The organism is Variovorax sp. JS1663 (genome assembly GCF_002157355.1).
In the GTDB taxonomy this organism is placed as follows: domain Bacteria; phylum Pseudomonadota; class Gammaproteobacteria; order Burkholderiales; family Burkholderiaceae_C; genus Variovorax.
This window is the reverse complement of record NZ_LYMK01000018.1, coordinates 73,197-91,234: the sequence shown is the minus strand read 5'-3', so window position 1 is coordinate 91,234 and position 18,038 is coordinate 73,197. Positions and strand designations below refer to the sequence as shown.

Below are 18,038 nucleotides of genomic sequence, written 5' to 3'. Positions count from 1 at the left end.
GCGAACGCGTGAAGCGCCGCATTGTGCGCGACGGGCGTTGTCCCTAGCGGGCCGCGCTCTTCACGCCCGCGCTCTTCACGCCCGCGCCGCGCACCTCGAGCCGGACCTGGTCGACGACCTTGCCGCGCGCATCGACCAGTTCCACCACGTGCCGGCCGGGCCAGGGCAGCCACTGGGTGCTGCCGCCCTGCGCGATGGGCTTGCCGTCGATGCGCCATTGCAGGCCGTTGCCCTCCGCCTCGAAGCGCACGCGCTGGTGGCGCGGCGGGATGTCGGGGTCGAGCGCGATGATGGTGCCGTCGGCCGGCGCGGTGATGCGCGGTGCCGCTTCGGCGCGGGCAGCAGGCGGCAGTTCGAACAGGGACTGTTCGGTCCCGGCGATGAACCACTCCTCTCGCGCCGCCTCCAGTTCCTCGCCGAAGCGCACGCGTTGCCGCACCAGCCCCGGAGGCGGCGCGGGCGCGCGGCTGGCTTCTCGGCGGTGCAGGAAGCCCATCAACTCGGCCCACACCGGCGCGGCGCCGCTGGTGCCGCTCACGTCCCACATTGGCGCGCCGCTCGCATTGCCGACCCATACGCCGACGGTGTAGCGCGCGGACCAGCCGACGGCCCAGTTGTCGCGCATGTCCTTGCTGGTGCCGGTCTTCACCGCGCTCCAGAAGCGCGTGCCCAGCACGCTGTCGAGGCCGAAGGTGCGGGCGCGCGCGTTGCCGTCGCTGAGGATGTCGCCCACGATGAACGCCGCACGCGGATCGATCGCCCGGCTGTTGCTCCTTCCCCCTCTGGGGGAAGGCTGGGATGGGGGCACACGCGGCAACAGGAAGCGCGTCTCCTCGAACCGCCCGCCATTCGCCATCGTCCGATACGCATTCGTCAGCTCGAGCAGCGACACCTCCGCGCTTCCCAGTGCCAGGCTGTACCCGTAGTAGTCCCCGTTCTGCCCGAGCGCCAGGCCTGCCGCGCGCAGTTGCCGCGCGAATGCTTCGGGCGACACCATCACCAGCGTGCGCACCGCCGGCACGTTCAGCGAGGCCGCGAGCGCGGTGCGCACCGAGACCAGGCCCTTGAACTGGCGGTCGTAGTTCTGCGGGATGTAGAGGCCGCTCGCGGTGCTGATCTGCGCCGAGGAATCGTCCAGCAGCGAGGCCGCGGTGAGCCGCCGCTGGGCGATGGCCTGGGCATAGAGCAGCGGCTTGAGCGTGGAGCCGGGCTGGCGCTGGGCCAGCACGCCATCCACCTCGGCGGCGCGGCTGAGGACGCCGGACGAGCCGACCCAGGCCAGCACCTCGCCGCTGGCGTTGTCCAGCACCACCAGCGCGCCGTCCTCCACGTTGCGGCCGCGCAGCTCGCGCAGGTGGCGCTGCAGGGTGGCCAGTGCGAAGCGTTGCAGCGGGGCGCGCAGCGTGGTGCGGATGTCGCCTTCGGCGGCCATGGAAACCTTGGCCTCTTTCAGCGCGCGGCGCCCCAGGTGGGGTGCGATCCCCTCGCTCGGCTCGAAGGCCCTGCGCTGCAATGCGGCGCTTGCGAACATGTCCAGCACCGCGCAGTCCGGCCTGGAACCGGGCTCCATGGCGCGCAGCACTTCGCAGGCGCGCTGCGCCACCAGCGCGGGCCTGGCGTTGGGCGCACGCACCAGCGCCGCCGCCACCGCGGCCTCGCGCGCATCCAGGCCGTGCGGCGCCTTGCCGAACAGCGTGCGCGACAGTGCGTCGATGCCGACGATCTCGCCGCGGAACGGCACGGTGTTGAGATAGGCCTCGAGGATCTGGTCCTTGCGCCAGCTGCGCTCCAGCCCTTGCGCGGCCACGGTCTGGCTGAACTTCTGGGCCAGGTCGCGGCCGCCGCTGCCGCGGCGCAGGTCCTCGTCGAGCAGGCCGGCCAGCTGCATCGTGATGGTGGAGGCGCCGCGCGTGCGCGTGTTCCACAGGTTGCCCCAGGCGGCGGCCGACACGGCGCGCCAGTCGACGCCGCTGTGCTCGTAGAAGCGTCTGTCCTCGCTCAGGACCATGGCCGTACGCAGGGCTGGAGAGACTTCGGCCAGTGGGGTCCAGCGGCCACGGCGCACGCTGGCATCGGTGCGCAGGCGCTGGAGCGGCTCGCCCTCGCGGTCGAGCACCTCGATGTCGGACGGACGGAAGTCGCGGCGCACCTGCTCGAAGGCCGGAAGCGCCTGCGCCGGGCCGGCCAGGACGGCGGACAGGCAAAGCGCCAGCAGGGGAGACAGGGTGCGCGGCATGGGGCCGCTAGCTTGCCACAGCAAAGTCTGCGAATGCGGCGCGGACCTACTTGTGGACGGGTGGTCCGGGCGATGGCTGGCCTTCACGGCTTCGTCAGGATGGATGAACATCCAGTCACCGGCTTCACACGCCAGTCAAGGGTGGACACGGACGCGACAAGGGGGCTGCCGATGATGGCAGCGTCCGATCGTGGACGGAACATGATGGAGAGCCAGATGAAAACAACCCTCGCCTTGCTGATCGTTGCCTCGGCCACCTTGGCCGGCTGCGTGGCCGTGCCCTACGACAGCGGGCCGCCGCCCCCGCGCGCCAGCTACGGCGACCGGGACCGCGACGGAGTCCCCAACCGCTACGACCGTGATCGCGACAACGACGGCGTGCCGAATCGCTACGACCGGCGGCCGAACAACCCGAACCGCTATTGAGCGGCGCCCGCCGCTATTCCTGCTGCGGGAACTCCGGATGGCGCGGCAGGGTGTCCGCGAAGTGCACCCACGGCAGGCGCTCGGAGTCCCAGTAGTGCAGGGCCGGGGCGACGCGCGCCGGTTCATCCAGGCTGCCGATGGTGAGGTCGATCAGGCCGGGGATGTAGTCCGCGGTGAAGCTGATCTGCGTTCCGCAGCGCGCGCAGAAGCCGCGGCGCGCACCCGGCGAGGATTCGTAGACCGTGGGCTTTAGCGCGGGGAATTCGACCTGCGATTCCTGGTACATCGTCCAGGCCACGACCGGCGCGGCGTTGGCGCGGCGGCACATGGTGCAATGGCACAGCGCCGTCATCACGGGATCGCCGGTGATGCGGTAACGCACCGCGCCGCACTGGCAGCCGCCTTCGAGGGGAGAGTCGTTCGACAAGAGATGCTCCTTTGCCTGTGAAGAGGGGAAAGGCCGGCGCTTCTGTTGTCGTGCTATTTGCTGTACGGCTGGTCGCTGCGGGCTGCATCGGGAAGCTGCGCGTCCAGCGACTCGCGATAGTGTATGCAGCCGCGCAGGAACTGGGGCCAGTCGGGCACGACGGGCTGCGGATCCGTGCGCTCGGGCAGCAGCGCCCACAACGCCGGATGGTGCCAGCAAAGGTCGTGGCCGCTACTGTCGCGGTGTTCGCGGATGCCCTGACGCAGCTTCTTCACCTCGGCGATGAGCTGTTCGCGGGACAGCGCGTCCAGATCGGTGTCCATGGAATCCCCCTTCACGGAAGGTGCGAGCCCGCGCCGCGGGTCAGTCCATCACCAGTTGCGTCTGCGTGACGACCGCGCACAGCTTGCCCTCGGCCGAGCGGATGCTCGTCTGCCACACCATGGTGGTCCGGCCGCGGTGCAGCGCCAGGCATTCGCCGGTGACCGTGGTGTCCACGCGCGCGCTGCCGATGAACTTGGTACTGGAGTCGGTGGTCGTCGTCCGCTTGCCCTGCGGCATGTTGATGAAAGTGCCGACCGCGCCGAGCGTGTCCGCGAAGGCCATGGAGGCGCCGCCGTGCAGGATGCCGCCGCTGGTGCAGAGCTCGGGGCGTACGGCCAGCTCGGCCACCACGCGCTCTGGCTCGATCACGAGGAGGCGCACACCCATGAGGCCGGGAAACACCGGGTCCAGGATTTTCTGGACAGCTTCGATAGAGGGGAGAAACTGGGTCATGGGACAGTCTTCCTCGTGTTCACTCGGTCGCGATGGGGCGGTAGGGCTGCGCTCCGAACCGGTTCGCCGACCTGGCCTTCGCCCGCTCGGCTTCGATCTCGCGGTCGCGCGGATCGGCCGTGGTCACCAGCGAATCGATCAGCACACGGGCCGCGGTCGCGACGTCTTCCACCGCGCGCTGGAAGGCCTCCTGATTGAGCTTCGACGGTGTGTTGAAGCCGCTGAGCTTGCGCACGAACTGTAGCGAGGCTGAGCGTATTTCTTCATCGGTCGCGGGAGGCTCGAAGTTGAACAGGGTCTTGATGTTTCTGCACATGGTCGCTCCGTGAGGGCCGCAGCCTAGAAGGATACGCAGGCGCGCGACCGTGCGCGTAGGACGGCTTCTTGCTGGAAACGGGACTTGTAGGCGGCCGCGATGGCGCCCACCGATTGATCGCTGGCTTCATCGTCGGGATGCACGAGCTGAAGGAGGTAGGAGTTTTCGCGGACGATGGCGCCATCCGCACCCCGCCATTGCCCCGACGCCGGCAACACGCTCAGGCCTTGCGGAAAGCGCGGCGTCACGGTGCCCTGCAGGAAGTCGTCCCATTCCTGCGGCGTGACCACGCCGCCCTGGGGCTTGCCGGTGCCGAGATACAGCGTGTCCTGGACAAGGGCTTGCTCGCCTTGCCGGCAAGCCGTGGGCTGCAGCGAGGCGCAGGCGCCGAGCGCGACTGCCAGCGCAGTGACGAAAACAAGGTGGTGGAGCGGCGGCACGTGCATTCCGGAGTGTCGGATGCCGCGTAGCCTATCGCAGCAGGGCCATGGCGTACATGTCGTGGTACGCGGGCCCGATGCCGCATGGGCTTCGATGATTGAAGGAAAACTGGTCGGGGTGAGAGGATTCGAACCTCCGGCCTCTACGTCCCGAACGTAGCGCTCTACCAGGCTAAGCTACACCCCGATTGTGTTGCGAGAAAAAGATGCGACCCTTTGTGCCTTTGATGGCCTCACTGTCGTGAGGCGTCAGGCGCGTCGCTCAAGCAACTGAGCCGCTAATTGTAGCAAACCTGCGGCATAGGGATTCGACGGAAAGCCGGCGAGTGCATCGATTGCGCGTTGCGCCTCTGCGGCAGCCGCTTCGCGCGTGGCTTCCAGTGCGCCGGTTTCGCGCACGATGGCCACGATCTGCGGTAGTTGCGTCGTGTCGCCGGCTTCGATGGCGGTTCGGATCAGGTCACGCTGGGCGGGCGTGCCGCGTTGCATGGCGAGGATCAGCGGCAGGGTGGTCTTGCCTTCGCGCAGGTCGTCGCCGACGTTCTTGCCGGTCTCGCTGGCATCGCCGGCGTAGTCGAGCACGTCGTCGATGACCTGGAAGGCGGTGCCCAGTGCCTGCCCATAGGCAGCGCAGGCCTCCTCCACCTCCGGCGTGACGCCGGCCAGTACGGCGGCGAGCCGGGTGCTGGCCTCGAACAGCTTGGCCGTCTTCGAGCGGATGACCCGGAGGTAGGCCTCCTCGTCGAGCGAGGCGTCGTGCATGTTCATCAACTGGAGGACCTCGCCCTCGGCGATCACGTTGGTGGCCTCGGCCAGGATCTCCATCACCCGCATGTCGTGGGCGTCCAGCATCATCTGGAAGGCGCGGGAATAGAGAAAGTCGCCGACCAGCACGCTGGCCGGGTTGCCGAAGGACTCGTTGGCGGTGGGGCGGCCGCGCCGCAGCGTGGATTCGTCGACGACGTCGTCGTGCAGCAGGGTGGCCGTGTGGATGAATTCGACCACCGCGGCCAGATTGAAGCGCTGTTCCCCCTGATAGCCGAGCGCGCCCGCCATGAGCAGCAGCAGCGCCGGCCGCAGCCGCTTGCCGCCGGCGGAGATGATGTACTGGGACACCTGGCGCACCAATGGAACACCGGTATCCAGGCGGTGGGCGATCACGCGGTCGACCCCCGTCATGTCGTCTGCGATCAGGCGGAGGACGGCGGCGGCAGGGGAGTTATCGGCGGGGGGAACTGACAAGGCGAGGGCGCTGTTGCGCTGCTTTGAGGGGGATGATGGCCGGCCCGGGCCGGAACGCGACGATTATAGGGAGGCGGGTGGCCCGGCCACCCTGGCGGCCCGCCGTGTATGCCGGAAAACGGCCGGCGTGCTAGAATCTTGGGCTCTGCGGAATTCGCCGTGGAGCCATCTTCCTCAAGAGGTTTACATGTACGCGGTCATAAAAACCGGCGGCAAGCAGTATCGCGTTGCTTCCGGCGAGAAAATTAAAGTAGAACAGATTGCTGCGGACGTAGGCCAGGAGATCGTGATCGACCAAGTGCTTGCAGTCGGCGACGGCAGCGCTCTCAAGGTCGGTACGCCCCTGGTGTCCGGCGCAACGGTCACGGTCACCGTGCTGTCGCATGGCAAGCACGACAAGGTCCGCATCTTCAAGATGCGCCGTCGCAAGCACTATCAGAAACGTCAAGGCCATCGCCAGCAGTTCACCGAACTGCAAATCGGCGCGATCGCCGGCTAAGGAGCTGATTCCATGGCACAGAAAAAAGGCGGCGGCTCTACGCGAAACGGGCGCGATTCCAAGCCCAAGATGCTCGGCGTGAAGGCCTTCGGCGGCGAGCTTATCAGCGCAGGCTCGATCATCGTGCGCCAGCGCGGCACCCAGTTCCACCCCGGCACGAATGTCGGCGTGGGCAAGGACCACACGCTGTTCGCCCTGGTGGACGGCCACGTGTCCTTCGGCACCAAGGGCGCGCTCAACAAGCACACGGTCAGCGTGACGCCGGCCTGAGCCCGTCACTTCGATCCACTCGAAGCCCCGCTTTGCCGGGGCTTCTTCATTTGTAAACTGCACCTCTCATGAAGTTCGTCGACGAAGCCTTCATCGACATCGCCGCCGGCGATGGCGGCAACGGCTGCGTGTCGTTCCGCCATGAGAAGTACAAGGAATTCGGCGGCCCCGACGGCGGCGACGGCGGGCGGGGCGGCCACGTGTTCGCCGTGGCCGACTCCAACCTCAACACGCTGGTGGATTTCCGCTTCTCGCGCCGCCACGAGGCCAAGCGTGGCCAGCATGGCATGGGTTCGGACATGTTCGGCGCGGCCGGCGACGACATCACCCTGAAGATGCCGGTGGGCACCATCATCAGCGATGCCGAGACGGGCGAGGTGCTGTTCGAGCTGCTGAGTCCGGGCGAGAAGCTGATCATTGCCAAGGGCGGAGACGGCGGCTTCGGCAACCTGCGATTCAAGAGCGCCATCAACCGCGCCCCGCGCCAGAAGACACCGGGCTGGCCCGGCGAGCGCAGGAGCCTCAAGCTCGAGCTCAAGGTTCTGGCTGACGTCGGCCTGCTGGGCATGCCCAACGCCGGAAAGTCCACCTTCATCACCGCCGTTTCCAATGCGCGCCCGCGCATTGCCGACTATCCCTTCACCACGCTGCACCCCAATCTGGGCGTGGTGCGGGTGGGGCCGGAGCAGAGCTTCGTGGTCGCCGATCTGCCCGGGCTGATCGAGGGCGCGTCCGAAGGCGCTGGCCTCGGTCACCAGTTCCTGCGCCACCTGCAGCGCACGCGACTGCTGCTGCACGTGGTGGACCTCGCGCCCTTCGACGACACCGATCCGGTCGCGCAGGCCAAGGCCATCGTCGGTGAGCTCAAGAAGTACGACGCCGCGCTTTATGAGAAGCCGCGCTGGCTGGTGCTCAACAAGCTGGACATGATCCCTGCCGAGGAGCGAGCCGCGAAAGTGAAGGACTTCGTCAAGCGCCTGCGCTTCAAGGGTCCCGTGTTCGAAATCTCCGCACTGACCCGCGAGGGCTGCGCGCCGCTGGTGCAGGCGGTCTACCAGCATGTGAAGGCCGAGCAGGTGGCCGAACAGCCGCCCACAGAGATCGATCCGCGATTCGCCTGAAATCAAATGCCCCCATGCTCATCGCTTCGTGTATCGCCGCCCCCCGAGGGGGCGCTCAGCGCCCTTTGGGCGGCCAGGCGGCCGCTGACATGACTTCCACGCCCGTCACCGCCTCTGCCGTCCTGCGCGACGCGCGCCGCCTTGTGGTCAAGGTGGGCTCCAGCTTGGTGACCAACGAGGGCCGCGGCCTGGACGAGACAGCCATCGGCGAATGGTGCCGCCAGCTCGCGACCCTGGTACGCGCCGGGCGCGAGGTGGTGATGGTGTCCAGTGGCGCGATCGCCGAGGGCATGAAGCGCCTGGGCTGGCGCACCCGGCCCCATGAGGTCCACGAGTTGCAGGCCGCGGCGGCCGTGGGCCAGATGGGCCTGGCCCAGATCTACGAAACCAAGCTGCGCGAGAACGGCCTGGGCAGCGCCCAGGTACTGCTCACGCATGCCGACCTGGCCGACCGCGAGCGCTACCTGAACGCCCGCTCGACGCTGGTGACCCTGCTCGCCCTTGGCGTGGTTCCGGTCATCAACGAGAACGACACCGTGGTCAACGACGAGATCAAGTTCGGCGACAACGACACGCTGGGTGCGCTGGTCGCCAACCTGGTGGAGGCCGATGCGCTGGTCATCCTCACCGACCAGAAGGGCCTCTACACCGCCGATCCCCGCAAGAACCCGAATGCGCGCTTCGTGCACGAGGCGGCTGCAGGCGACCCGACGCTGGAGGCGATGGCCGGCGGCGCCGGCAGCAGCATCGGCCGCGGCGGCATGATCACCAAGATCCTGGCCGCCAAGCGTGCCGCAGGCTCGGGCGCCTCCACGGTGATCGCCTGGGGCCGCGAGCCGGATGCCCTCCTGCGCCTGTCCCAGGGCGAACCCATCGGCACGCTGCTGGTGGCCCAGACCGCCAAGCACCAGGCTCGCAAGCGCTGGATGGCCGATCACCTGCAGCTGCGCGGCTCGGTCACGGTGGATGCGGGCGCCGCAGCCAAGGTGCGGGGCGAGGGCAAGAGCCTGCTGCCCATCGGCATGACCGCCGTGGAAGGCGAGTTCTCGCGCGGCGAGGTGATCGCAGTGCGCGACGAGCACGGCATCGAGCTTGCCCGCGGGCTGGCCAATTACTCGAGCGCCGAGGCGCGGCTGCTGTGCCGCAAGCCGTCGGCCGAATTCGAGCGGCTGCTGGGCTACGTGGCCGAGCCGGAGATGGTGCACCGGGACAACATGGTCCTGATGCCCGCCGGCTGAGGGGCAGCCCTCGCGGCTGCCCGCTTGTTCAGGGCAGCTCGCGCAGCGGATTCTTCATCTGCTGCACCATCTCCCGCACCGAGGAGCGCGGCGCATGGCCGCGGCAGACGCCCTGCAGGGCCAGTTCCTTGGCATAGCGCGAATTGCGGTCGTTGATGCGCTTCCACTCCGCGTTACCCGCGAGATGCCAGGCGCCTTCGTTGTAGCGGGCGTACTGCTTCACCTCTTCCGAGGCGCAGCGGATGCCTTCGTAGAAGGCGTTGGTGGCGCCGCCGGCCTTGTTGCTGGCGACGACGACGTAGCGCACCACGCCGTCGCCCGTGACCGACAAGGTGTTCGGGTCGACGCCGAACTTGAGCGTCGAATAGGGCGGCATCGCGATCGAGAGAAGCCGGCTTTCGCTGAAGGCCGGCGGAGGGGGTACCTCCGCTTCCTTCCATTCGTCGGCCTGGGCAGTCACCTTCGGCGGCGGGGGCATGCCGGCCTGGGCCCAGTCGGGGTTGTCGGTGTCCCGGGGAGTCGAGCCGCAAGCGGCGAGCAGGCAGGCGCCGGCCAGCAGCAGTGCCGGCCTAGCGAGGCGCATGGAAGGGGTCGTTGGTCGAAGAAGGATCGGACGCTGGAAGAGAGGCATTGGGATTCGGGTCGAAGCTTGCCCCGGGGGGCAGCTCGAAGTTGGTTTCATGGCCGACGCCGGTCGGATGGCGCTCGAACTCGCGGGCGCGCACATTGCTGCGCAGGAATCGGTTGCGGAAGTCCTGCCGCGGCAGGTAGCGGGCCAGTTCCGTCAGCGCCATCTCGTAGACGCCGCGCTTGAACTCGACCACCACGTCCAGCGGGACCCAGTAGTCGTGCCAGCGCCAGGCGTCGAATTCGGGGTGGTCGGTGGCGCGCAGGTTGAGGTCCCAGTCGTGGCCGATCAGTTGCAACAGGTACCAGATCTGTTTCTGGCCCTTGTAGTGGCCCCGTGCGTCTCGGCGGATGAACCGGTCCGGCACCTCGTAGCGCAACCAGTCGCGGGTACGGGCCACGATGCGCACGTGCTCCGGCTGGAGCCCCACTTCTTCGTGCAGTTCCCGGTACATGGCCTGTTCGGGGCTCTCGCCGCGATCGATGCCGCCTTGCGGGAATTGCCAGGAATGGGTACGGATGCGCTTGCCCCAGAAAACCTGGTTTCTCTGGTTGAGCAGGATGATGCCGACGTTGGGCCTGAAGCCGTCGCGGTCGAGCATAATCAAACCCCAATTTTTTGAACTGAGTCGATTATGCATGCCGGGTTGCCCTCGGCAAAGCGACCAGTTCCGGGCCCTCCGGCGGCCCATCCCCCTTGCCCCAACAGGACCCCTTTGCGCGACCGATGAAAGCTTCCCGATTCTTCATTTCCACCCTCAAGGAAGCCCCAGCCGACGCCGAGGTCGTCAGCCACCGCCTGATGATGCGCGCCGGCATGATCAAGAAGCTGGGCACCGGCATCTACACGTACATGCCCATGGGACTGCGGGTGATCCGCAAGGTCGAGGCGATCGTGCGCGAGGAAATGAACCGCGCCGGGGCGGTCGAACTCGCCATGCCGGTGGTGCAGCCGGCCGAGCTGTGGGAGGAGAGCGGCCGCTTCCAGGCCTATGGCCCGGAGCTGCTGCGCATCAAGGACCGCCATGAGCGCGGCTTCGTCGTGCAGCCCACCAGCGAGGAGGTCGTCACCGACATCGCGCGCCAGGAGATCCGCAGCTACAAGCAGCTGCCGAAGAACCTCTACCAGATCCAGACCAAGTTCCGCGACGAGCGGCGCCCCCGCTTCGGCCTCATGCGCGGGCGCGAGTTCATCATGAAGGACGCCTACAGCTTCGACCGCGACCTGGAAGGCGCCAAGGCCAGCTACAAGATCATGGCCGACGCCTACCGGCGCATCTTCGACCGCTTCGGCCTGCGCTATCGGGCGGTGGCGGCGGACAGCGGCGCGATCGGCGGCGACGTGAGCCAGGAGTTCCAGGTGATTGCCGCGACCGGCGAGGACGCGATCGTCTACTGCCCGAACAGCGACTACGCGGCCAACATGGAGAAGGCCGAGGCGCTCGCGCCCGCTGGCCCGCGCGGTCCGGCAACCGAGCCGCTGGCCAAGACGCCCACCCCCGGCAAGGCCACCTGCGAGGACGTCGCCGAATTGCTGGGCGTGCCGCTGGCGACCACGGTCAAATCGCTGGTGCTGGCCACCGACAAGCTGGGCGCCGACGGCCAGGTGGCCGGCAGCCAGGTCTGGCTGCTGCTGCTGCGCGGCGACCATGAGATGAACGAGATCAAGGTCGGCAAGGTGCCCGGCCTGGACCAGGGCTTCCGCTTCGCCACCGGCGCCGAGATCGATGCCCACTTCGGCTGCAGGCCCGGCTACCTGGGCCCGCTGAACCTGAAGCAGCCGGTCCGGCTGGTCGTCGACCGCGAGGTGGCGGTGATGGCCGACTGGATCACCGGCGCGAACGAGGTCGATTTCCACATGACCGGCGTCAACTGGGGCCGCGACCTGCCCGAGCCCGAGCTGGTGGCCGACCTGCGCAACGTGGTGGCCGGCGACCTTTCGCCGGACGGCAAGGGCGTGCTGGCGATCGAGCGCGGCATCGAGATCGGCCATGTCTTCGTGCTGGGCACCAAGTACAGCAAACCGATGGGCGCGTCCTTCCTCGACGAGGCCGGCAAGCCGCAGTTGCTGGAGATGGGCTGCTACGGCATCGGCATCACGCGCCTGCCGGCCGCCGCCGTCGAGCAGAACAACGACGAGCGCGGGATCATCTGGCCCGACGCCATTGCCCCCTTCACGGTGGTGCTGTGCCCGATCGGCATGGACCGCAGCGAGGAGGTCAGGAAGGCGGCCGAGGCGCTCTACGAGGAGCTGCTGGCCTCGGGCGTCGACGTGCTGCTCGACGACCGCGGCGAGCGCCCGGGCGCGATGTTTGCCGACTGGGAACTGATCGGCGTGCCGCACCGTGTCGTGATCTCCGACCGCGGCATCAAGGAGGGCCAGTACGAGTACCAGCACCGCCGCGACACCGCCGCGACCAAGGTGCCCGTGGCGGACATCGAGGCCTTCGTGAAGGGCAAACTGGCCGCATGAGCCTTTCACGGCGCTCGTGCCTGCTGGCCGGGGCCGCTGCCGGGGTCCTGCCGCTGCTGCCCGATGTCGCGCACGCCGGGGCGCAGATCGAGGAGCCGCTCATCGATTCGGTGCGCAATGCCCTGAGCGCCTCGATCCGCAGCAGCGCTCCGCCGAAGCCGGAGTTCGCCGACACCGCATCGCGCCTTGCCTTCCTGCGCTGGCTGGGCGAGATGAGCGAGCGCCTGAAGAAAAAGGTCCCCGGTCACCAGGAGCGCATCGAGTTCCTCCAGACCGTGTGGTACGAGAGCAAGCGCGCGGGGCTCGACGTCAGCCTCGTCCTCGGCCTGATCCAGGTCGAAAGCAACTTCCGCAAGTTCGCCGTCTCGAGTGCCGGCGCCCGCGGCCTGATGCAGGTGATGCCCTTCTGGACCCGCGTGATCGGCGACGGTGACTCGTCCACGTTGTTCCGGATGCAGACCAACCTGCGCTTCGGCTGCGTGATCCTGCGGCACTACCTCGACCGCGAGGCGGGGGACCTGTTCATGACCCTGGGCCGCTACAACGGCAGCCGCGGCCGGGCGCCTTACCCGAACGCAGTGTTCTCCAACCAGCGGCTCTGGGTCTTCAACGACCGGCGCGACGACCGGGGCTAGACTGCCGCCGGCGTGGCGGCCACCGCCCCGCCGCGCGTGACCATCACCTGGTCGATGCGGTGGCTGTCCACGTCCATCACCTCGAAGGTGAAGCCGCCCCAGCTCACCGTGTCCGTGCGCCGCGGCACGCGGCGCAGCATCACCATCAGGAAGCCGGCCAGCGTCTCGTACTCGTCGGCATGCGGCAGCTCGTCGATGTCCAGTGCGCGCTGGACGTCCTGGATTGGCGTCACGCCGTCGATCAGCCAGGAGTTCTCGTCGCGCTTGACGATCTGCTGTTCCTCGTCCTGCTGGCCCACCAGCTCGCCCATCACGGTGCTCATCACGTCGTTGAGGGTGATCACGCCTACCACCAGCGCATATTCGTTGACGATGATCGCGAAGTCCTCGTGCGCCTGCTGGAACTGTTCCAGCACCTCGGTGAGCGACAGGCGGTCGGGAATGACCAGCGCCTTGTGCAGCGGAAGGCCATGGTCGAAGGACAGCGGCTGGCCGCTGAGAACGCGCTGGAACATGTCCTTGGCGTCCACGTAGCCCAGCACGTGGTCGATGTCGCCCTCGCACACCGGGTAGGCGGAGTAGGGCTCGGCCACGATGCGGGCGCGCAGCACCGCCTCGGAGTCGTCCTTCTGGAACCAGGCGATGCGGTCGCGCGAGGTCATCACGCTGCTGACCAGACGGGTGTCCAGCTCGAACACGTTGGCGATCACCTGCTGCTCGCGCTCGGCCAGCACGCCGGCGCGCGCGCCGGCCTCGGTCATGGCCAGGATGTCGGCCGAGGTGATCTTGTCGTCGCGCTGCATCGGCATGCCCAGCAGCTTGAACAGCAGGTCGGTGCACTGGGTGAAGAGCCACACCAGCGGCTTGAGCGTGGTGATCAGCACCTGCATCGGCCCGACCATGCGCATCGCCAGCCGCTCCGGATCGTTCATGCCCAGCCGCTTGGGGAACAGGTCGGCGAAGACCAGGAAGAAGGCGATGATGGTGACGAAGGACGCCAGGAAGGCGGCAGTCTGCGACGTCTCCACGGTGAACCAGAGCTCGAACAGCTGCGCGAAGTAGGGTGTCAGCGCGCCTTCGCCGACCACGCCGCCCAGGATCGCGACGGCGTTGAGTCCGATCTGGACCACCGTGAAGTAGTGCCCCGGCTGCTCCTGGACGCGCAGTACCCGCTCGGCCCGGGCATCGCCCTCGTCCGCCATCTGCCGCAGCCGCAACCGGCGTGAGGCGGCCAGCGAGATCTCCGCCAGGGAGAAGAAGGCGCTGGTCGCGATCAGGAGGACGATGATGAGGAGGCTTTGGGTCAGCGTCATGGGTCGGTCGTTACAGACCGAATGGTGCCATGAGCATCCCCCGGGTGCGCCGCCTACTGGACGAACCCGATCCGGCTGCGGCCCGGGCCGGCGCGCGGGAGGTCCTCCACCCGCACCTCCTCGCGCCCGGCCAGCCGGGCGTTGCCGAAGCCGGTCATCAGCGCTCGCCGCATTTCCCGCGGCGCCAGCGTGGCGAGATGGTCCAGCACGTCGGGCGAGGCGTCCTCGGCCAGCAGCCGGCCCCAGTCGTGGGCCTTGCGGATCGAAGTGTAGAGCTGGGCCGCGATCTGCCGCGCCGCCTCGGGCGAGGGCGCATCGACTTCGAACACGTTCATCCGGTTGAGGATGGGCTCGGGAATGCCGCGCGCGTCGTTGGCCGTGGTGACCCAGATCACCTGGCTGGCGTCAATGGGCACCTCGGCGAACTCGTCGATGAAGGCGTGGGCGGTGTCGTGCTCCAGCAGGCCGTAGAGCGCACCCAGCGGGTCGTACTGGGCGTCGGTGCCGGCCTTGTCGATCTCGTCGATCACCATCACCGGGTTGGCGTACTGGCCGTCGACCAGCGCCTCGAAGACCTTGCCAGGCTTGGCACCCTTCCATTGCGAGGAGGCCCCTGAGAGCAGCCAGCCGGCGGTCATCGAACTCATCGGGACCAGCGACATGCCGGTGCCCAGCAGCTCCGCCAGTCGCCGCGCGAAATGGGTCTTGCCGATGCCGGGTGGGCCCAGCAGGAGCATGGGCGTGACCTCGAGCCCGTCGCGGCTGTCCTGGGCCAGCGCGACATGGCGCCGCACGTCGTCCAGCGCCTCGGTGAAATTGGGCAGCTCGGCATAGAGGCCCGCCATGTCGGGGATGCCGCTGGGCTTGACCTGGAAGCGCTCGGGCCCGCGCTCCAGCATGCGCTCGTAGGTGGTGCGCAGGTGTTCGTGGTCGCGTTCGGGGAGCTTGGCGAGCTTGCGCTCGACATCGTGCGTGCGGAACACGCTGCGTAGATGCGCCACCGGCAACTGGAAGGACGACGTGGATGCTGGGACCAGATCGCGGGACGGGCGGGAATCCATGGAGACCTCCGATCGAACACTTTGGCACAGCATAAGCCGTGCCTGGTGCCGGCGCTTGCCTATGTTTTCTCGCTTCGGAGGCTTTTGAGCGAAGGACTCAGGCGCCGCCCTGCGGATGGGTCGGGTCGACCCACAGCACCGATTCGGGCTTCTCGACAGGCTCGATGTCGAGGTTGATGGCGACGGCCTCGCCGTCGCTGCGGCACAGGACGCACTCGAGCGCCTCGATCGGGCTGGCGTTGATTTCCTGGTGCGGCACGTAGGGCGGCACGTAGATGAAGTCGCCCGGGCCGGCCTCCGCGGTGAACTCGAGGTGTTCGCCCCAGCGCATGCGTGCGCGCCCGCGCACCACGTAGATCACGGATTCCAGGTGCCCATGGTGATGGGCGCCGGTCTTGGCATCGGGATGGATCGTCACCGTGCCGGCCCAGAGCTTCTGAGCGCCCACGCGCGCGAAGTTGATGGCCGCAGCGCGGTTCATGCCCGGCGTCTGCGCTGTGTTGGCATCGAGCTGGTTACCCGGGATCACCCGGACGCCATCATGCTTCCAGGCGGGGGTGTCGTCCGCGTGGCCGTGATCGGCGTGATCGTGGCTCATTCAGGCCGCGCTGAGCATTTTCTGGAGCTCACCCGATTCGTACATCTCCATCAGGATGTCCGAGCCGCCGACGAACTCGCCCTTGACGTAGAGCTGCGGGATGGTGGGCCAGTTGCTGTATTCCTTGATGCCCTGGCGGATCGCGTCGTCCTCCAGCACATTGACGGTCTTCAGCATGCGCGCATCGACACCCACGGCCTTGAGGATCTGGATCGCGCGGCCCGAGAAGCCGCACATCGGGAAGCTGGCGTTGCCCTTCATGAAGAGCACGAGCTCGTTGGTCTTGACGAGGTCGTCGATGCGCTGCTGGACGTCGGACATGGGAAGCTCCAAAAAATGAGTTGGCGGATTATTTCACCGCGCGCAGGATCCCGCCCGAGCAACGTGCGATGCCTGCCAGGTCGTCGCGGCTTTGGACCTCGGCGAAGCCGCGGGCCTCCAGCAGGCCGCGCACCGCCGCCGCCTGGTCCCATCCGTGCTCCAGCAGCAGCCAGCCGCCCTCGCGCAGGTGGGCGGGTGCGACCTCGACGATCCGGCGAATGTCGTCCAGGCCGTCGGGCCCGGACACCAGCGCGCCCGGCGGTTCGTGCCGCAGCGCTGCAAGATGCGGGTCGCCGGCCGCCACGTAGGGCGGGTTGGAGACGACCAGGTCCAGGCCGGTTCCGGCGCCCTCGAGCCAGTCGGCCTCGGCGAAGCGCAGCGCCAGGCCCAGCCGCTGCGCATTGGCGCGAGCCACCGCCAGGGCGTCGGCGCTGCGGTCCACCGCGGTCACCTGCGCATCGGGGCGTGCATGCAGGATCGCCAGCGCGATCGCGCCGCTGCCGGTGCCCAGATCGATCACCGATGGCGCCGTGCGGCCCTCCAGGCATTGCAGAGCCCAGTCGACCAGGGTCTCGGTGTCGGGCCGCGGGACCAGCACGCGGGCGTCGACCTGCAGGCCGAGCCCGTGGAACTCCTTCTCGCCGAGCAGGTAGGCCACCGGCTCGCCGGCGATGCGACGGGCACACAGCGCCGAGAAGCGGGCCCAGACCGTGTCGCCCTGCACGTCGGTGTCGTGCGCGAGCAGCCAGGCGCGGTCGCCCGAGGGCCGGCCCAGCACGTGCAGCAGCAGCAGCTGGGCATCGAGCCGTTCCATGCCCAGCGCCGCGGCGGCGGCCAGCATCTGCGTGGCAGTGCTCGGCGACTGGGAGGCTGGGGTGTCCGTCATGCCGGCAGGCTGGCTTCGAGCTCCGCCAGTTGCTCCGCCTCGCGCGCCGCGCGCAGGGCGTCCAGCACTTCGCCGAGCTCGCCTTCCATGATCGTCTGCAGCTTGTAGAGCGTGAGGTTGATGCGGTGGTCGGTGAGCCGGCCCTGCGGGAAGTTGTAGGTGCGGATGCGGTCGCTGCGGTCGCCGCTGCCGATCAGGCCCTTGCGCAGCGCCGCATCCTTGGCGGCGCGCTCGCTGCGCTCCTTCTCCTGGATGCGGGCCGACAGCACCTGCAGCGCCTTGGCCTTGTTGCGGTGCTGGCTGCGGTCGTCCTGGCACTCGGCCACGATGCCGGTCGGGATGTGCGTGATGCGCACCGCCGAGTCGGTCTTGTTGATGTGCTGGCCGCCGGCGCCGCTGGCGCGGAAGGTGTCGATGCGCAGGTCGGCCGGGTTGATCTGCACGGCCTGCGCCTCGTCCGGCTCGGCCAGCACGGCCACCGTGCAGGCGCTGGTGTGGATGCGGCCCTGTGTCTCGGTCGTGGGCACCCGCTGCACGCGGTGGCCGCCGGACTCGAAGCGCAGCCTGCCGAAGACCTCGTCGCCGATCACCCGCACCACCACTTCCTTGAAGCCGCCCAGCTCGCTTTCGCTGGCGCTGACGATCTCGCAGCGCCAGCCGGCCCGCTCGGCATGGCGGGTGTACATGCGTAGCAGGTCGCCGGCGAAGAGCGCCGATTCGTCGCCGCCGGTGCCGGCACGGATCTCGAGGAAGGCATTGCGTGCGTCCTCCGGGTCCTTGGGCAGCAGCAGGCGTTGGAGCTCGTCCTCCAGCGCGACCAGTTCAGCCTCGGCGCCGGCGATCTCCTCGCGCGCCATTTCGGCCATGTCGGGGTCGTCGACCATCTCGCGCGCCGCTGCCAGATCCGATTCGCGCTGCAGAAAGCGTTGGTAGCGGCCGGCCACCTGCGTCACCTCGGCATGCTCGCGCGAGATGGTGCGGTACTGCGCCATGTCGGCCATGATGTCCTCGCGCGAGAGCAGGAAGTCCAGCTCGCCGAGGCGTTGCACGTAGCGCTCGAGTTGTTGACGCAGGAAGGGTTTCACGGGGGGCGATCGAAAGGCGGAAAAGAAGGACCGTGCGGCGGCACGGC

General features: G+C 68.2%; 22 protein-coding genes and 1 tRNA gene. 7 read left to right on the top strand and 16 right to left on the bottom strand.

From position 1 onward, the window contains the following. Window positions 1-43 precede the first annotated feature (43 nt). The gene (gene pbpC / locus A8M77_RS16865; RefSeq protein ID WP_086922664.1) at window positions 44-2,236 is read right to left on the bottom strand and encodes a penicillin-binding protein 1C; all 2,193 of its coding nucleotides are present in this window, start codon (window positions 2,234-2,236) and stop codon (window positions 44-46) included. Window positions 2,237-2,452: 216 nt separating this feature from the next. On the opposite strand from pbpC, the gene A8M77_RS16860 reads away from it, so the two are divergent. Beyond that, on the top strand, window positions 2,453-2,662 hold the full coding sequence (locus A8M77_RS16860; protein ID WP_086922663.1) for a thrombospondin type 3 repeat-containing protein: 210 nt from the start codon (window positions 2,453-2,455) through the stop codon (window positions 2,660-2,662). A 13-nt stretch (window positions 2,663-2,675) separates the two neighbouring features. On the opposite strand, the gene A8M77_RS16855 is transcribed toward A8M77_RS16860, so the two are convergent. From A8M77_RS16855 to A8M77_RS16825, 7 genes are all read right to left on the bottom strand, one after another. Further along, a complete protein-coding gene (locus A8M77_RS16855) occupies window positions 2,676-3,089 on the bottom strand; it encodes a GFA family protein (RefSeq protein WP_202820630.1) in 414 nt (137 codons plus the stop codon). 53 nt (window positions 3,090-3,142) lie between these two features. Beyond that, window positions 3,143-3,412, bottom strand: coding sequence for a hypothetical protein (locus A8M77_RS16850; RefSeq protein ID WP_086922662.1), 270 nt, complete (start codon window positions 3,410-3,412; stop codon window positions 3,143-3,145). Window positions 3,413-3,452: 40 nt separating this feature from the next. Continuing rightward, a complete protein-coding gene (locus A8M77_RS16845) occupies window positions 3,453-3,866 on the bottom strand; it encodes a PaaI family thioesterase (protein WP_086922661.1) in 414 nt (137 codons plus the stop codon). Between the two features lie 19 nt (window positions 3,867-3,885). Beyond that, entirely contained in the window at window positions 3,886-4,182 is a 297-nt protein-coding gene (locus A8M77_RS16840) for a DUF2277 domain-containing protein (RefSeq protein ID WP_086922660.1), read from the bottom strand. A gap of 23 nt (window positions 4,183-4,205) precedes the next feature. Then, window positions 4,206-4,622: a DUF3574 domain-containing protein gene (locus A8M77_RS16835; RefSeq protein WP_158100942.1), complete on the bottom strand. Its 417-nt coding sequence runs from the start codon at window positions 4,620-4,622 to the stop codon at window positions 4,206-4,208. Window positions 4,623-4,732: 110 nt separating this feature from the next. Beyond that, window positions 4,733-4,809 (bottom strand) — tRNA-Pro (locus tag A8M77_RS16830). 62 nt (window positions 4,810-4,871) lie between these two features. Further along, window positions 4,872-5,864: a polyprenyl synthetase family protein gene (locus tag A8M77_RS16825; protein WP_086922658.1), complete on the bottom strand. Its 993-nt coding sequence runs from the start codon at window positions 5,862-5,864 to the stop codon at window positions 4,872-4,874. A 187-nt stretch (window positions 5,865-6,051) separates the two neighbouring features. Between A8M77_RS16825 and rplU the strand changes: the two genes are divergently transcribed. From rplU to proB, 4 genes are all read left to right on the top strand, one after another. Further along, on the top strand, window positions 6,052-6,363 hold the full coding sequence (gene rplU, locus A8M77_RS16820) for a 50S ribosomal protein L21 (protein ID WP_086922657.1): 312 nt from the start codon (window positions 6,052-6,054) through the stop codon (window positions 6,361-6,363). A 12-nt stretch (window positions 6,364-6,375) separates the two neighbouring features. After that, on the top strand, window positions 6,376-6,633 hold the full coding sequence (gene rpmA, locus A8M77_RS16815) for a 50S ribosomal protein L27 (protein WP_068680025.1): 258 nt from the start codon (window positions 6,376-6,378) through the stop codon (window positions 6,631-6,633). Window positions 6,634-6,701: 68 nt separating this feature from the next. Continuing rightward, window positions 6,702-7,754, top strand: a complete 1,053-nt coding sequence (cgtA, locus tag A8M77_RS16810; protein WP_086922656.1) for an Obg family GTPase CgtA — start codon at window positions 6,702-6,704, stop codon at window positions 7,752-7,754. An 89-nt stretch (window positions 7,755-7,843) separates the two neighbouring features. Beyond that, window positions 7,844-8,992 carry a glutamate 5-kinase gene (proB, locus tag A8M77_RS16805; protein WP_086922655.1) on the top strand — a complete coding sequence of 383 codons (1,149 nt, stop codon included), beginning with the start codon at window positions 7,844-7,846 and terminating at the stop codon, window positions 8,990-8,992. Between the two features lie 28 nt (window positions 8,993-9,020). On the opposite strand, the gene A8M77_RS16800 is transcribed toward proB, so the two are convergent. Together A8M77_RS16800 and A8M77_RS16795 are read right to left on the bottom strand one after the other, a co-directional pair. Further along, window positions 9,021-9,575 (bottom strand): CNP1-like family protein, encoded by a 555-nt coding sequence (locus tag A8M77_RS16800; protein WP_086922654.1) that lies wholly within the window; start codon window positions 9,573-9,575, stop codon window positions 9,021-9,023. Next, window positions 9,562-10,221 carry an RNA pyrophosphohydrolase gene (locus tag A8M77_RS16795; protein WP_086922653.1) on the bottom strand — a complete coding sequence of 220 codons (660 nt, stop codon included), beginning with the start codon at window positions 10,219-10,221 and terminating at the stop codon, window positions 9,562-9,564. The genes A8M77_RS16800 and A8M77_RS16795 overlap by 14 nt, the downstream gene beginning before the upstream one ends. 125 nt (window positions 10,222-10,346) lie before the next feature. On the opposite strand from A8M77_RS16795, the gene A8M77_RS16790 reads away from it, so the two are divergent. Beyond that, complete coding sequence (locus tag A8M77_RS16790) at window positions 10,347-12,092, top strand: proline--tRNA ligase (RefSeq protein ID WP_086922652.1); 1,746 nt, start codon at window positions 10,347-10,349, stop codon at window positions 12,090-12,092. Beyond that, window positions 12,089-12,727 (top strand): lytic transglycosylase domain-containing protein, encoded by a 639-nt coding sequence (locus tag A8M77_RS16785; protein ID WP_086922651.1) that lies wholly within the window; start codon window positions 12,089-12,091, stop codon window positions 12,725-12,727. The genes A8M77_RS16790 and A8M77_RS16785 overlap by 4 nt, the downstream gene beginning before the upstream one ends. Here A8M77_RS16785 and A8M77_RS16780 read toward each other — a convergent pair. From A8M77_RS16780 to prfA, 6 genes are all read right to left on the bottom strand, one after another. Beyond that, window positions 12,724-14,040, bottom strand: coding sequence for a hemolysin family protein (locus A8M77_RS16780; RefSeq protein WP_086922650.1), 1,317 nt, complete (start codon window positions 14,038-14,040; stop codon window positions 12,724-12,726). The genes A8M77_RS16785 and A8M77_RS16780 overlap by 4 nt on opposite strands. Window positions 14,041-14,093: 53 nt before the next feature. Beyond that, complete coding sequence (locus A8M77_RS16775; protein WP_086922649.1) at window positions 14,094-15,101, bottom strand: AAA family ATPase; 1,008 nt, start codon at window positions 15,099-15,101, stop codon at window positions 14,094-14,096. A 97-nt stretch (window positions 15,102-15,198) separates the two neighbouring features. Continuing rightward, window positions 15,199-15,699, bottom strand: a complete 501-nt coding sequence (locus A8M77_RS16770; RefSeq protein WP_086922648.1) for a cupin domain-containing protein — start codon at window positions 15,697-15,699, stop codon at window positions 15,199-15,201. Next, window positions 15,700-16,020, bottom strand: a complete 321-nt coding sequence (gene grxD / locus A8M77_RS16765; protein ID WP_086922647.1) for a Grx4 family monothiol glutaredoxin — start codon at window positions 16,018-16,020, stop codon at window positions 15,700-15,702. A 28-nt stretch (window positions 16,021-16,048) separates the two neighbouring features. Next, on the bottom strand, window positions 16,049-16,906 hold the full coding sequence (gene prmC, locus A8M77_RS16760) for a peptide chain release factor N(5)-glutamine methyltransferase (protein WP_086922646.1): 858 nt from the start codon (window positions 16,904-16,906) through the stop codon (window positions 16,049-16,051). Then, window positions 16,903-17,991: a peptide chain release factor 1 gene (gene prfA, locus A8M77_RS16755; protein ID WP_086922645.1), complete on the bottom strand. Its 1,089-nt coding sequence runs from the start codon at window positions 17,989-17,991 to the stop codon at window positions 16,903-16,905. The genes prmC and prfA overlap by 4 nt, the downstream gene beginning before the upstream one ends. Between the last annotated feature and the right edge of the window lie 47 nt (window positions 17,992-18,038).